Origin of the sequence: Phenylobacterium sp., assembly GCF_037189685.1 — a bacterium.
Taxonomy (GTDB): Bacteria; Pseudomonadota; Alphaproteobacteria; order Caulobacterales; family Caulobacteraceae; genus Phenylobacterium.
The window spans coordinates 1-13,657 of sequence record NZ_JBBCIT010000054.1; the positions used below are offsets into that span (position 1 = coordinate 1).

Annotated in this window: 10 protein-coding genes and 1 pseudogene; 6 read left to right on the forward strand and 5 right to left on the reverse strand. The window is 70.9% G+C overall.

Translation table 11 applies throughout. The features are described from left to right. Positions 1–2,084: translation initiation factor IF-2 (gene infB, locus WG212_RS22480; RefSeq protein WP_337189346.1), on the forward strand; the 2,084-nt coding region annotated here is incomplete at its 5' end. A 167-nt stretch (positions 2,085–2,251) separates the two neighbouring features. On the opposite strand, the gene WG212_RS22485 is transcribed toward infB, so the two are convergent. The 5 genes from WG212_RS22485 to WG212_RS22505 form a co-directional block, all read right to left on the reverse strand. Continuing rightward, entirely contained in the window at positions 2,252–3,001 is a 750-nt protein-coding gene (locus tag WG212_RS22485; RefSeq protein WP_337189347.1) for a creatininase family protein, read from the reverse strand. 103 nt (positions 3,002–3,104) lie between these two features. Continuing rightward, entirely contained in the window at positions 3,105–3,788 is a 684-nt protein-coding gene (locus WG212_RS22490) for a PEPxxWA-CTERM sorting domain-containing protein (protein ID WP_337189348.1), read from the reverse strand. A 94-nt stretch (positions 3,789–3,882) separates the two neighbouring features. Further along, positions 3,883–4,587 (reverse strand): PEPxxWA-CTERM sorting domain-containing protein, encoded by a 705-nt coding sequence (locus WG212_RS22495; protein ID WP_337189349.1) that lies wholly within the window; start codon positions 4,585–4,587, stop codon positions 3,883–3,885. Between the two features lie 107 nt (positions 4,588–4,694). Beyond that, the gene (locus WG212_RS22500; protein ID WP_337189350.1) at positions 4,695–5,573 is read right to left on the reverse strand and encodes a helix-turn-helix domain-containing protein; all 879 of its coding nucleotides are present in this window, start codon (positions 5,571–5,573) and stop codon (positions 4,695–4,697) included. Between the two features lie 77 nt (positions 5,574–5,650). Further along, positions 5,651–6,133: a hypothetical protein gene (locus WG212_RS22505; RefSeq protein ID WP_337189351.1), complete on the reverse strand. Its 483-nt coding sequence runs from the start codon at positions 6,131–6,133 to the stop codon at positions 5,651–5,653. Between the two features lie 111 nt (positions 6,134–6,244). Between WG212_RS22505 and acs the strand changes: the two are divergent. The 5 genes and pseudogenes from acs to mdoH form a co-directional block, all read left to right on the forward strand. After that, positions 6,245–8,179: pseudogene (acs, locus tag WG212_RS22510) on the forward strand (acetate--CoA ligase); the annotation flags it as partial. Between the two features lie 63 nt (positions 8,180–8,242). Then, on the forward strand, positions 8,243–8,584 hold the full coding sequence (locus tag WG212_RS22515) for a hypothetical protein (protein WP_337189355.1): 342 nt from the start codon (positions 8,243–8,245) through the stop codon (positions 8,582–8,584). 4 nt (positions 8,585–8,588) lie between these two features. Next, positions 8,589–9,545, forward strand: a complete 957-nt coding sequence (locus tag WG212_RS22520; protein ID WP_337189352.1) for a small ribosomal subunit Rsm22 family protein — start codon at positions 8,589–8,591, stop codon at positions 9,543–9,545. A gap of 363 nt (positions 9,546–9,908) precedes the next feature. Then, complete coding sequence (locus WG212_RS22525; RefSeq protein ID WP_337189353.1) at positions 9,909–11,408, forward strand: glucan biosynthesis protein; 1,500 nt, start codon at positions 9,909–9,911, stop codon at positions 11,406–11,408. Further along, positions 11,396–13,405, forward strand: a complete 2,010-nt coding sequence (gene mdoH, locus WG212_RS22530; RefSeq protein ID WP_337189354.1) for a glucans biosynthesis glucosyltransferase MdoH — start codon at positions 11,396–11,398, stop codon at positions 13,403–13,405. Before WG212_RS22525 ends, mdoH begins: the two co-directional genes overlap by 13 nt. Positions 13,406–13,657: the final 252 nt, after the last annotated feature.

Sequence of the window (13,657 nt, forward strand, 5' to 3'; positions counted from 1 at the left end):
CGCGCGGCGCGGCTCCGAACGCCCCGCCGGCTACGCCGGAAATCCAGCGCGCCGCGCGCCAGGCGCCCCGTCCGGGGGAAGCCGGTCGCCGGCCCGACGACGACGAGGATACGCGCCGCAAGGCCGCCGCGAACGCCCCGAACAAGGCGATCAGCCGTGTGAAGGGCGCCGCTCAGCGCCGTGAAGGCCGCCTCACCATCCAGGCCGTGGCCGGTGACGATGAGGGCGCCGTCGAACGGATGCGTTCGCTGGCCTCGGTCCGCCGGGCGCGCGAACGTGAACGTGAAAAGCGCAAGGGCGGCGGCCAGGAACAGGCCCGCGCCGCGCGCGAAGTGGTCATCCCGGACGTCATCACCGTGGCGGAACTCGCCAACCGGATGGCGACCCGCGGCGTCGAGATCATCAAGTTCCTGATGCGTCAGGGCGTGATGCTGAAGATCAACGACGTCATCGACAACGACACCGCCGAGCTGGTGGCCACCGAGTTCGGCCATACCGTGAAGCGCGTCTCGGAAGCCGACGTCGAAGAAGGCTTCATCGGCGAAGAGGATATCGACGACAACCTGGTTCCGCGCCCGCCGGTCGTGGCGGTCATGGGCCACGTCGACCACGGCAAGACCTCGCTGCTGGACGCCCTGCGTTCGGCCGACGTCGCCGGCGGCGAACATGGCGGGATCACCCAGCACATCGGCGCCTATCAGGTGCGTCTGGCCGACGGCCAGGCGGTGACCTTCCTCGACACCCCTGGCCACGCCGCCTTCTCGGCGATGCGGGCCCGCGGCGCCGACGTCACCGACATCGTGGTGCTGGTCGTGGCGGCGGACGACGGCGTCATGCCGCAGACGGCCGAAGCCATCCAGCACGCCAAGGCGGCTGGCGCTCCGATCATCGTGGCCATCAACAAGATCGATAAGCCCGACGCCAATCCGCAGCGGGTGATCAACGAGCTGCTGCAGCACGAGATCGTGGTCGAAAGCCTCGGCGGCGACACCCAGGTGATCGAAGTCTCGGCCCTGAAGAAGACCGGCCTGGAGAACCTCATCGAGGCGATCCTGGTGCAGGCCGAAATGATGGACCTGAAGGCCAATCCGGACCGCACCGCGGACGGCTCGGTCATCGAGGCCAAGCTCGATCGCGGCCGCGGCGCGGTTTCGACCGTGCTGGTCAAGCGCGGCACGCTGAAGCGCGGCGACATCGTCGTGGCCGGCGCCAACTTCGGCCGGGTTCGCGCCCTGCTGAACGAGCGCGACGAGCAACTTGACTCGGCGGGCCCGTCGGTCCCGGTGGAGATCCTCGGCCTGGACGGCACGCCCAGCCCGGGCGAGCCCTTCGCGGTCGTGGAGAACGAAGCGCGCGCTCGCGAGCTGACCGAGTACCGGACCCGCGTGAAGCGCGAGAAGGCCGGTTCGCCGGTCGCTGGCGGCGTCACCATGGCCGACTTCATGGCCAAGCTTCAGGACAAGAAGATCTCGGAGCTGCCGGTCATCATCAAGGCGGACGTCCAAGGTTCGGCCGAAGCCATCGTCGGATCGCTCGACAAACTGGCCACCGACGAGGTCCGTGCGCGGATCATCCTGTCGGGCGCCGGCGCGATCAGCGAAAGCGACGTCATGCTGGCCAAGGGCTCGGGCGCGCCGATCATCGGCTTCAACGTCCGCGCCTCGAAGCAGGCCCAGACCCTGGCCGAGCGTGAAGGCGTCGAGATCCGCTACTACGCGATCATCTACGACCTGATCGACGACATCAAAGGCGTGCTCTCGGGCATGCTGGCGCCGGAACAACGCGAAACCTTCCTGGGCAACGCGCGGGTCCTGCAGGTGTTCGACATCACCAAGGTGGGCCGCGTCGCCGGCTGCCGCGTCACGGAAGGCGTGGTCCGTAAGGGCGCGCGTGTCCGGATCGTCCGCGACAACGTCGTCATCCTGGAACTGGGCGTGCTCAAGACGCTCAAGCGCTTCAAGGACGAGGTCAACGAGGTGCCCGCCGGCCAGGAATGCGGCATGGCCTTCGAGGGCTTCCAGGACATCAAGGCCGGCGACACGATCGAGTGCTTCAACCTCGAAGAGGTCAAGCGCAGCCTCTGATCCCTCCCCCTGATGGGGAGGGCGGCCGTCGCAGCGCGACGGCCGGGTGGGGAATAGTGGATCCCCAGCCTCGGTGGTTGGCATGGTGACGCGCGGGTCATTCCCGACCTCAGCGTTCCGGCCCATACGTCCCCACCCTGGCCGCTGACGCGGCCTGTCCCTCCCCATCAGGGGGCGGGAGGCTCCCGATCGAACGCGGCCACTTCCGCCAGCAACGCGGCGGCCGCGGTACGCACCAGTTCGCCGCCCTTTTCGGGCGTCGCCAGGGCGGGATCCGATCCCATCCGGCCATCGGCGTAGCGCGCACGGAAGTCCCGCGCCTCGCGGATCGGGCCTGTGGGGGCGATCTGGGGCGCGTAGTTGGCCGACTTGATCGCCTCCGGATAGGCCCATTGGGTCACCGCGATCTCGGACGGCGTGGCGTGACTGCCGTGGCCGACGGGGAACTGCTGGTTGGCGAGGGCGGTCACGCCCTTCAGATCCCACCAGTTCTTCAGCTTGCAGGCGAAACCCCGGGGACGTCCCGCATAGCTGGCCTCGGCGTACAGCTCGGAGAAGGCCGCTTCGATGGTGGCCACGTTGCCGCCGTGGCCGTTCAGGAAGAACAGCTTCTCGAAGCCGGCGTGGCCCAGGCTGCGGCACCAGTCGCCGATCGCCAGCATGAAGGTGGAGGGCCTGAGCGCGATGGTCCCGGGGAAGTCCAGGTGGTGCTGGGCCATGCCGATGTTGAACGTCGGCGCCACCAGGATGTCGCCGGTCTTCTGCGCCTCGTGGGCGATGATCTCGGGACACAGCCAGTCGGTGCCGAGCAGACCGGTGGGCCCGTGCTGCTCGTTGGAGCCGATGGGGACCACCACCGTCTTCGACTTGGCGAGGAAGCCCTCGATCTCGGCCCAGGTTGAGAGGTGGAGCAGCATGCGGCCGGTGTCCTTGCAGGGGGCGGTTTTCGCGTTTCCGCCCCTGCATAGGACCGTCCGAGCCCGGCCGTAAATTCGAAACTGCCGGGCGGGCCGCCCCGGTTCAGGCCAGCGCCGCCCTGCGTCGCCGCAGCGCGGAGCCCGCGGCGCCGAAGCCCAGGATCATCACCGCCCACGACGCCGGCTCGGGCACGACCGCTGTCTGCAACGTCAGTCCGGTCAGCACACCGCGCTGGTATCCCGTGGCGCCCGTGTCGGTGAAGACGATCGACGTCAGCGTCTGCGTGGCGAAGGTCGGGTCCAGGACGAAGGTCTGCCGGTCCAGCCGGCGCGGCCCGTTGGCGAAGACCTGTTGGGTCGTCACGCCGTTGATCGCGTTGGTGTAGGTGTTCTGGAAGTAGTCGCGGACGTCGTCGTTGCCGACCAGGGCGAAGGTCTGCGTCGCGCCGCCCGAACCGTTGAACGTGACCGACAGCGTGCTGGCGTCAGCGTGGCCCCACAGCGTGTTGAGCAGGGTATGGACCTCGGTCACGCCGTAGACGTTGGTGGCGATCGACAGCGGCGTGCTGTCGAAGAGCACATAGGCGGCGTTGCCGCCGGCAGCGTGAATGTCGAACGTCACGCCGCCCAGGACCACGGCGTCGCCGGTCGGGATACCGAAGAAGGCTTCGCTCGACCAGCTTCCGTTGACATGGCCCGCGAGGTCGACGGTGACGGCCGCACCGGCCGACGTCGCGCCGGCCAACAGCGTCGTTCCCGCCACGATGGCGGCAAGGCTCTTGAACATCTGAAACCCCCTATTGCTGAAAACTCTGGGTGCTCGACCCCTGATGCGGGGCCGCGGCCGGCTCCTTCCGAAGGCGTCGCCCGGCGCCGGCGACTCAGGCCAGCGCGGCCCTGCGCCGCCGCAGCACGGAGCCGGCGGCGCCGAAGCCCAGGATCATCATCGCCCAGGCTCCCGGCTCCGGGACGGCGCCCACGTCGGGACCGGTCACCGTCAGCGCCAGGCCGGTCGAATCGTAGGTCCAGTTGCCGGCCGCCCCGACGGCGAAGCTGACCTTCTGGCCCGCGGCGAGCGTCGCGCCGAAGTTGAACGCATCGACCGCGTTGGCGATCTGGCTCACGCCGCTCACATAGGCGGCCACATCCACGCCGGTCGGATAGATGTCGTTGTAGCTGAACGCCCCGGCGAAGGTGTACAGGCCCGCCACCGGCGCGATGAACTGCACGATGGCGACTTCCGAGCTTGGCCCCGGATGCAGGTTCAGTTCTCCGGCGTCGAAGAAGGCCGTACCGGCCACGTCATAGGCGCCGTTCGCCTTGAAGACGCCGGGCACGCCGGACGCCGCCCGTGCGCATTGAACCAGGACGTCCCCGTCGCAATTTAGCTCGAAACTGGTGAAGCTGCTGATCGCATCCGCCCCCGCATAGCTGCCGGGCCCGAAGCCGAAGGCGAAGTTCGCCGCGGTGACGGCGCCGCCCGAGATCGCGAACTGGTCGTACAGGGAATAGGTCGCCGCCGAAGCCGACCCGGCGGCGAGCGCCGCCATCGTCATGCAGGACAGCGCAATCTTCCTCATCGTCATGTCACACCCCCACTACCCGAAAGCCGTTCGGAGCCGTCGGGCCCCGTGGCGCGTCTGGACTCGTAGTCCGGTGAAGGCGTGACGAATTGTAAGGACCCGCCACCCGTTCAGGTGGTGGGCGGGTCGGCCAGCCGGAACGACAACGGGATCCCGATGGCCTGCTGGGCCGCCGCCGCGGCCTGCATCAGGGCGCGAGGCGTCGCCGCGTACTCCCGCGCGCTCATACCCATGAAGTCGTGGAAGTCGCGATTGAAGTGCGACTGGTCATGGTATTCGGGATCGATCAGCGTCCCGAGCAAGGGGTCGGGCGTGACCCTCAGCAACCCCAGCGTGTAGAGAAACCGCTGCCGGCGCAGGAGGCGCTTGGGCGGAAAGCCGAAGGTCCGCAGGCATATGCGATGCAGGGTGCGTTCCGACATCCCGGCCATGTCGGCGAAGGTCGCCACGTCGCGAGGCTGGTTCCGCAGCGCATGATCGACCGCCAGGGCCGCCTTCGGCGTCGGCGGGCGGCGCGAGAGCAGGCCCAGGAGCGCCCGGTCGAAGCGCGCCACGCCCGCCGCGTCGTCGTCACCCTCTGCGATGAATTCGGCCTGGAGCGTCCGCAAGTCCAGGTCGATCTGGTCGGTGACCTCCACGACCCGGTTGGCGAGGATGCTGGCGTCCGAGCCGATGAGGCGAGCCCAGCCGCCGGGCGTGAGGCCGAACCCCACCGACTTGCCGCCGCCCGTGACGATCTTGCCGCGCCTGTCGGTGGGCCCGAAGAGCACGCGCTGGGCCGGAACGGCCGGATCGCGCGGATCGTTCAGCACCATCCAGTCGCCCGAGACGTTCAGCCGGACGTTGCCCCATTCCGGATAGAGAAAGTCGGTGAGGGGGCCTGCGGCCTCCACGAAGTAATAGAAGGTCACGTACGGCTGAAGGTCGGGGTGGGGATAGCCGACCCGGACCGAGACCTGGGGCGTTTCCTGGGCGACGGCTGGCATCATCGGACAACGGGCGTTCCGGCGTCGTTCTTCATCCCGACCGGAACAGGATGACGCGGAAAACCTTAAGAATTCGCAGGTCAGTCCCCGGCGACCTGGACGGTGAGGTCCATCGCCTTCATCCCCACCAGCCGCCATTGATCCCGGCCCTTGGCGAAGGTGAGCAGGCAGCCGCCGCCCGCGCCCGCGTCCTTCAGGCAGGCGTGGTTGTCGTCGACCCGCCGCATCAGGGGCGCCACCTGCTGCGGTGTGGGGGCGGCGGTCAGGGCCGCGCCCACGCCATCGACCACCCGGACCTTCTCCGGACTGATCATGCGGTCCAGCGCGAACTCGGACGGTCCGCCATCCACCTCCAGGACCGTGGCCCTGGCCATCTCGGCCATCTGCCGGCGGACGTCCTCCCGCACGGCGGCCCGGTCGATCTGGGCCTCGAAGGCCGCGCGATCGCCGCTCAGCGCCGCGGCCAGCAGCCGGCTGGCGCTCTCGATGGCGCCCCGCGGCGCGGCCGGCCCGCAGCCGTTGAGACCCACGGCGACGAGCAGGACAGTGGCGATTCGCAGCATGGCGGGAAGGTCTTCCCCTCGGTGAGTCGCATCAAGGGCGCATGTCGCCGCGTGTTGCACACGCCACGCTATCGCCCTACTGCGTCTGGGAAATTCATCGGGAGGCGACCAGTGTCGGACGGCGAAGTTTTTCCGGTTCCCGCGGAATGGGCGCAGACGGCCCACATGAACGCCGAGGCCTATGCGGCGGCGACGGCGCGCGTGGCGGCGGATCCGGTCGGCTGGTGGACCGACGTCGGCCGGCGGCTGGACTGGATCACACCCTTCACCCAGGTGAAGGACGTCAGCTTCGACAAGCCGGATTTCCGCATCAACTGGTACGCGGACGGCGTGCTGAACGTGGCCGCCAACTGCCTGGACCGGCACCTGGCCGAGCGGGGCGACCAGACGGCGATCATCTGGGAGAGCGACGACGGCAAGAGCTATGACGCGCTCACCTACAGGCAGCTCCACGCCGAGGTCTGCCGTTGGGCCAATGTGCTGAAGGCCAAGGGCGTCAAGAAAGGCGACCGGGTCACCATCTACCTGCCGATGATCCCGGCGGCGGCGGCCTCGATGCTGGCCTGCGCGCGGATCGGGGCGATCCATTCGGTGGTCTTCGGCGGCTTCTCGCCCGACAGCCTGGCCGGCCGCATCCTGGACTGCGACTCCAAGGTGGTGATCACCGCCGACGAGGGCCTGCGCGGCGGCAAGATCGTGCCGCTGAAGCTGAATGTCGACGAGGCGCTGAAGAGCTGCCCCGGCGTCGAGAGCGTGATCGTGGTGCGCCGCACCCGCGGCGACGTGCCGATGGCCGCCGGCCGCGACGAATTCTTCTCGGACCTCAAGACGACCGTCTCCGACGATTGCCCCGCCGAGCCGATGGGCGCCGAGGACCCGCTGTTCATCCTCTACACCTCGGGCTCGACGGGAAAGCCCAAGGGCGTGCTGCACACCACGGGCGGCTACCTGGCCTGGGCGTCGTGGACCCACGAGGTGATCTTCGACTACCGGCCGGGCGAGGTCTTCTGGTGCACCGCCGACGTGGGCTGGGTCACCGGCCACAGCTATGTGGTCTACGGCCCGCTGGCCAACGGCGCCACCAGCCTGATGTTCGAGGGCGTGCCCAACTACCCGAACCATTCGCGGTTCTGGGAGGTCTGCGACAAGCACAAGGTGTCGATCTTCTACACCGCCCCGACCGCGCTCCGGGCCCTGATGCGCGAAGGCGACGAGCCGGTGAAGCGGACCAACCGCAAGTCCATCCGCCTGCTGGGGACGGTGGGTGAGCCCATCAATCCCGAAGCCTGGCTCTGGTACCACCGCGTCGTGGGCGAGGGCCGCTGCCCGATCATCGACACCTGGTGGCAGACCGAGACCGGGGCCTGCCTGATGACGCCCCTTCCGGGCGCGCATGCGCTCAAGCCCGGCTCGTGCGCCCTGCCGCTGCCGGGCGTGACGCCGCAACTCGTGGACGCCGAGGGCCAGGTGCTCGAGGGCGCGATCAGCGGCAACCTGTGCCTGATCGACTCCTGGCCCGGCCAGATGCGCACGGTCTACGGCGACCACCAGCGCTTCATCGACACCTACTTCTCCACCTATCCCGGCAAGTACTTCACCGGCGACGGCGCCCGCCGCGATGAGGACGGCTACTACTGGATCACCGGCCGGGTGGACGACGTCATCAACGTCTCGGGCCACCGCCTGGGCACCGCCGAGATCGAGAGCGCGCTGGTGGGCCACCCGGCCGTCGCCGAAGCCGCCGTCGTGGGCTATCCGCACGACATCAAGGGCCAGGGCATCTACTGCTATGTCACCCTCAAGGTGGGGATCGACGCCACCGAGGCGCTCCAGGCCGACCTGCGCGGCCACGTCCGCCACGAGATCGGCCCCTTCGCCGCGCCCGACGTCATCCAGTTCGCCCCCGGCCTTCCCAAGACCCGCTCGGGCAAGATCATGCGTCGTATCCTGCGCAAGATCGCCGAGGACGACCTGGGCAACCTCGGCGACACCTCCACCCTCGCCGAACCCGCCGTGGTGGACGACCTCGTCAAGAACCGCGCCGGGCGCGGCGACGACGAGGTCCACATCAACGGCAAGCGCCTGTCGTGCCTGGCGCTCCAGGAGACGCTGGCCGGTCACGACGCCGTGGCCGCGGCCGCGATCGTCGCCGTCGACGCGCCCGGCGGCCGGGGCGAGACGTTGTGGGCCTTCGTCGATCCCGATCCGCAGATCATGGCGTCGGACGTCCTCGGCGCCGACCTGAAGGGCTGGATGCGGCGCGAGGCGGGCGAAGAGGCGGTTCCGGCCCACATCATCTTCGGCCCCCTGCCCCGGACCCGTTCCGGCGAGGTGCTGCGGCCGGTCCTGCGGCGCATCGCCGAGACCGGCGACCCCGGCGACGTCTCGGGCCTGGCCGACACCGCGGTCGCCGCGCGGCTGGCCGAGCTGCGGGCCGAAGCCCTGGCCTGAGCCGGTGGCTTCCGAGCTGCCGCCCGGCCTGCGCGCCGCGCTCGAACGCGAGCTGACCGGCGTGTCCCGCCGGGATCTGGCCGACCGGGCGGCAGCCACCAGCCGGGCCTATCGCGCCGGCCGGGGTTCGGCCGGGGTCATCCGGGGCCGCGACGACGCCCTGGCCTATGCGCTGACCCGGCTGCCCGCCACCTTCGCCGCCTGCGCCGCGGCCTTCGGAGAGGCGCAGGCCCGCGCGCCGGGGTTCGTCCCCGCCTCGCTTCTGGACGCCGGCTGCGGCCCCGGCGGCGGAACCTGGGCGGCGCGCGAGGTCTGGCCTTCCATCGCCAGCGTCGACTGGCTGGACGCCAGCGCCCCCTTCCTCGACCTGGCGCGACGCCTGGCGGCCGGAATCTTCGAGGCCCGGATCACCCGCGGCGACATGGCGACGGCGACCCCGGCAGCGGCCGACCTCGTGCTGGCGAGCTACGCGCTGGCCGAGGTCGCGCCCGCGCAGCAGGTCGAGGTGATCGACCGGCTGTGGGACGCCACCCTTGGGCTGCTGGTCCTGGCCGAGCCCGGCACGCCGGCCGGCTACGCCCGCATCCTGACCGCTCGCGACGCCCTGGTGGCGCGAGGCGCGAGCCTGCTGGCCCCCTGCGCTCACGCGGCGCCCTGTCCCCTGGCGGCGCCGGACTGGTGCCACTTCGCGGTCCGCCTGCCCCGCTCGCGCGACCATAAGGTCACCAAGCAGGCCGACGCGCCCTTCGAGGACGAGCCCTACGCCTACCTCGTGGCCGCCCGCCCCAGGGTCGTGGGCGCGCCCGCCCAGGCCCGCATCCTGGCGCCGCCCCGCGCGAACAAGCCGGGCATCGATCTCAAGCTCTGCACGCCCGAGGGCCTGGAGCGACGCTTCGTCCCCCGCCGCGACAAGGCCGCCTACGCCACCGCCCGACGGCTGAGCTGGGGCGATGCGTCGTAGCCGACGCCGGAGTTCCGAATTGGGGGATCACCCAAGGCGTGAAAGGACACGAAAAAGCCGGTTCGCGCTCCGAGCCTCCGCGCGAGCGGAGACTGCGTCATGCAAACCACGGAAAACGCGGAAGGGCGCGGAATCGAAAGCCTCGCCTTCCGCGTCTCTCCGCGTCCTTCCGCGGTTCCTTGATTTTGGAAGCCGCCGCTTCGCGGCCTCGCGCGCCCTTTCGTGTCTTTCGTGGCTCGTCAAAGAGGCGTTCCGCACCTCGGACAGGGTTTCATCGCGGCAATAGCGTGGCGGAAGGGGTCACGATTCCGCCGCGGCCGTAGTTCATCGGAACCAGGCTGGGCCAACTTCGCTATGGACGACATGTCGGATTGCACCGCGGCGACGCGGAGTCTTCGTCGCCGCGACGTCGTGGCGCTGGCGCCCGCCGCGTTGATGGCGGCGGCCTGGGCGCCCGCCGGCGTGGCGGCCGACACCGTCCGCGAGCGCGCGCGGCGGCTGGCGGCCGAGCCCTACAGGCCCCCGGCCTCGCCCCTGCCCCCGGCGCTCGCCGCCCTCGGCTACGACGCCTATCGCGACCTGCGCTACCGGCCCGACCACGCGATCTGGAGCCGCGAGCGGTTGCCGTTCCAGCTCCAGATGTTCCACCGGGGGGGCCTCTTCCGCGATCCTGTCGAGCTGTTCGAGGTTCACGGCGCCACAGCCCAGGCGATCCCTTATCGGGCCGAGCAGTTCAGCTACGGGCCGCAGGATCCCGGCCCCCTGCCCCCCGACCTCGGCTTCGCGGGTTTCCGCATCCACGCCCCGCTCGACGTGCGGGGGCGTTTCGACGAGGTCGCCGCCTTCCTGGGCGCCAGCTACTTCCGCGCCGTCGCCCGAGGCGTGGGCTACGGCCTCTCGGCCCGCGGGCTGACCCTGGGCGCGGGCGAGCCGGGCGAGGAGTTTCCAGCCTTCCGGGCCTTCTGGATCGAACGACCCGCCCGCGGGGCGCGCCGGATCGTCGTCCACGCCCTGCTCGACAGCCCCTCGGTGGCCGGCGCCTACCGGTTCGAGATCGGGTCGGGCGCGGCGACGGTGATGGAGATCGAGGCCAGCCTGTTTCCCCGTCGCCCGCTGGCGTCCGCCGGCCTCGCGCCGCTCACCAGCATGTACCTGTTCGGTCCCGAACAGCCGCGCCGCTACGACGACTTCCGGCCTCAGGTCCACGACAGCGACGGCCTGCTCACCGCCGATGGCCGCGGCCCGCCGGTCTGGCGGCCCCTGGTGCATACGCCCGCCACCCGCATCCGCGACCTCGATCCCGGCCCGCCGCGCGCCTTCGGCCTGCTCCAGCGCCAGCGCGACTTCGCCGCCTATCAGGACCTGGAGGCCCTCTATCACCAGCGCCCCGGCGCCTGGGTCGAACCGCTGGAGGGCTTCCCGCCCGGAGCCGTCCGGCTCGTGGAACTGGGCGCGCGCAGCGAGGCCGAGGACAACGTCGTGACCATGTGGCGCCCGGCCCAGCCCCTGGCCGCCGGCCGCGAGCATCGTTTCCGCTACCGCCTGACCTGGGCCGCCCAGCCCGAACCGCCCAGCCGGCTGGCGCGCGCCGTCGCCTGGCGCTCGGGTCACGGCCATACGCCGCGCGAGCGGCGCTTCATCGTCGAGTTCGGGCCGGGCGCCAGCGACGAGCTTTCCGCCCAGGTCTCCGCCTCGGCGGGAGCCGCCCGCCTCGAGACGGTGCAGCCGAATGCCCAGACCGGCGGCGCCCGCGTCAGTTTCGCCTTCAATCCGGGAACAGCCGTCGCCAGCGACCTGCGCGTCGGTCTAGTCCGGGGTGGGGCCCCAGTATCCGAAGCGTGGTTGTATCGATGGATAGCGTAACCCGGCGAGAGCCCCGATCCCCGCGGGCGCACGCGCCCCGGTTCCCAGAGCCGCGGGCGGTCGATCCTCCCAGGCCCGAGCCCTTTTTCCGCTCGACGCCGGAGCCCGCGCCCCTCCCGATGCCGGTGCAGGACCTGACGGACGGTCCCCGCCGGCTGGCGCCGCTGATGGATACGCGCGGCCGGCGCTTCGTGATGCTGGGCGCCGTCGGTGCGCTGACCCTGGGCGCGGCCACCGTGATGGCCGACCTGCTTTCGGCGGGCGGGATCTCGCCTCTGGACGTGGCGGCGTTCCTCCTTTTCGTCGCGCTCTTCGCCTGGACCGCGTTCGGGTTCGTCAGCGCCGCAGCCGGCTTCGTGGTCTCCTGGGCTGGAACACGGCCCGGCCGGAAAGAGCCCCAGCCGGTGATCTTCACGCGCACGGCGCTGCTGATGCCCACCTACAACGAGGACCCGGGCCGGGTTCTGGCGGCCGTCCAGGCGATCCGCGAGGATCTCGCGCGGCTGGGCGTCGCCGAGCTCTACGACATCTTCCTGCTCAGCGACACGCGCGACGACGCCATCGCCCGGGCCGAGGCCGTCGGCCTCCTGCGGCTGAGGACGCGGCTGAGCGCCCAGCCGGGCGGCGACGCCGGCCTCTACTACCGGCGCCGCCCGAAGAACACCGACCGCAAGGCTGGCAATGTCGCCGACTGGGTGACGACTCACGGCGGCGCCTACGAATCGATGATCGTCCTCGACGCCGACAGCCTGATGAGCGCCGAGACCGTCGTGCGCCTGACCGCGGCGATGGAAGCCGACCCGAAGCTGGGGCTGCTCCAGACCGCGCCCACCCTGGTCGGCGCCGAGACCCTGTTCGCGCGCCTCCAGCAGTTCGCCGCCAGCGCCTATGGCGTCATGCTGGCCGCCGGCCAGGACTGGTGGTCGGGCGCCGAGGGCAACTACTGGGGTCACAACGCCATCGTCCGCGTGCGCGCCTTCGCGGCCTGCGCGGGCCTGCCGCATCTGCCGGGCCGGCGTCCGTTCGGCGGCCACATCCTCAGCCACGATTTCGTGGAAGCCGCGCTGCTGCGGCGCGGTGGCTGGTCGGTGCGGCTGACCACCGATCTCGACGGCAGCTACGAAGAGGCTCCCCCTACCATCGTCGACATGGCCCGCCGCGACCGGCGCTGGTGCCAGGGCAACCTCCAGCACCTGGGCGTGCTCGGCGCCGCCGGCCTGCACTGGGTGAACCGGCTGCACATGGCCCGGGGCGTCCTTTCCTACGTGACCTCGCCGCTCTGGCTGCTGCTGCTGGCCTTCGGCGCCACCGCCTGGCTGGGCCAGGCGGGCGAGCCGCTGCGCCTCCACGGCCAGGCCGCGGTCTGGCTGTTCGCCGTCACCATCGCGTTGCTGATCACCCCCAAGCTGCTCGCGGGGGTGCTGGCCATGCGCCAGCGGCGCGTGCGCGGCGTCGGGGGCGTTGTCAGGCTCTGGGCCGGAATCGTCCTCGAGACGGTGCTGAGCGCCCTGGTCGCCCCGGTCCTGATGCTGATGCAGAGCGTCGCGGTGGCCGAGGTCCTGCTGGGCCGCGACTCGGGCTGGAACGTCCAGCAGCGTGACGCCGGCCGCCTCTCCCGCCGCGAGGCGTGGCGCTCCCACCGGGGGCATGTGCTCATCGGCCTGGGCGGCGCCGGCATCGCCTGGCTTCTCGACCCGGCGATCTTCTGGTGGACCAGCCCGGTCTCGCTGGGCCTGTTCCTCTCGGCTCCCCTCTCGCTGCTCCTGGCGCGCAGCGACGTCGGCGGCGCCTTCCGCGCCCTGGGCCTGCTGGTCACGCCCGAGGAGCGCCGCGCCCCCGACGTGGTGAGCCGGGCCACGACGCTCCGCGCCCAGTACGACCGCGAGGAGGCCGCCCGGCTGGAGATCGAACGTCTGCTCCGCCGTCCCGTCCCCGTCTACCGCGCCGAAGCCCGCGGCCGCGCCGAGGCCTACGCCGGCTGGGCCGAGGCGGCGTAGCGCCGCGAGCCCTCAGGCGACGGCGACTCCGGCGTCCCGCTCAACCTCGTCCAGCGCTGGCCCGGCCACGCTCGCATGAGCGCCACCGCCATCTACGCCAACGCCACCGGCCCCGAGGAACGGCGCCGTCGCCAGCCGGTTCTGAGGCGCGTGAGAAGTGGCCCGCCTGCGATTGGAATGGGCCACGAACCCACACGAAAGCCACGAACGGGCGGGCCATCCCCGGGCCTCCGCGCGAGCGGAGGCCCGGTA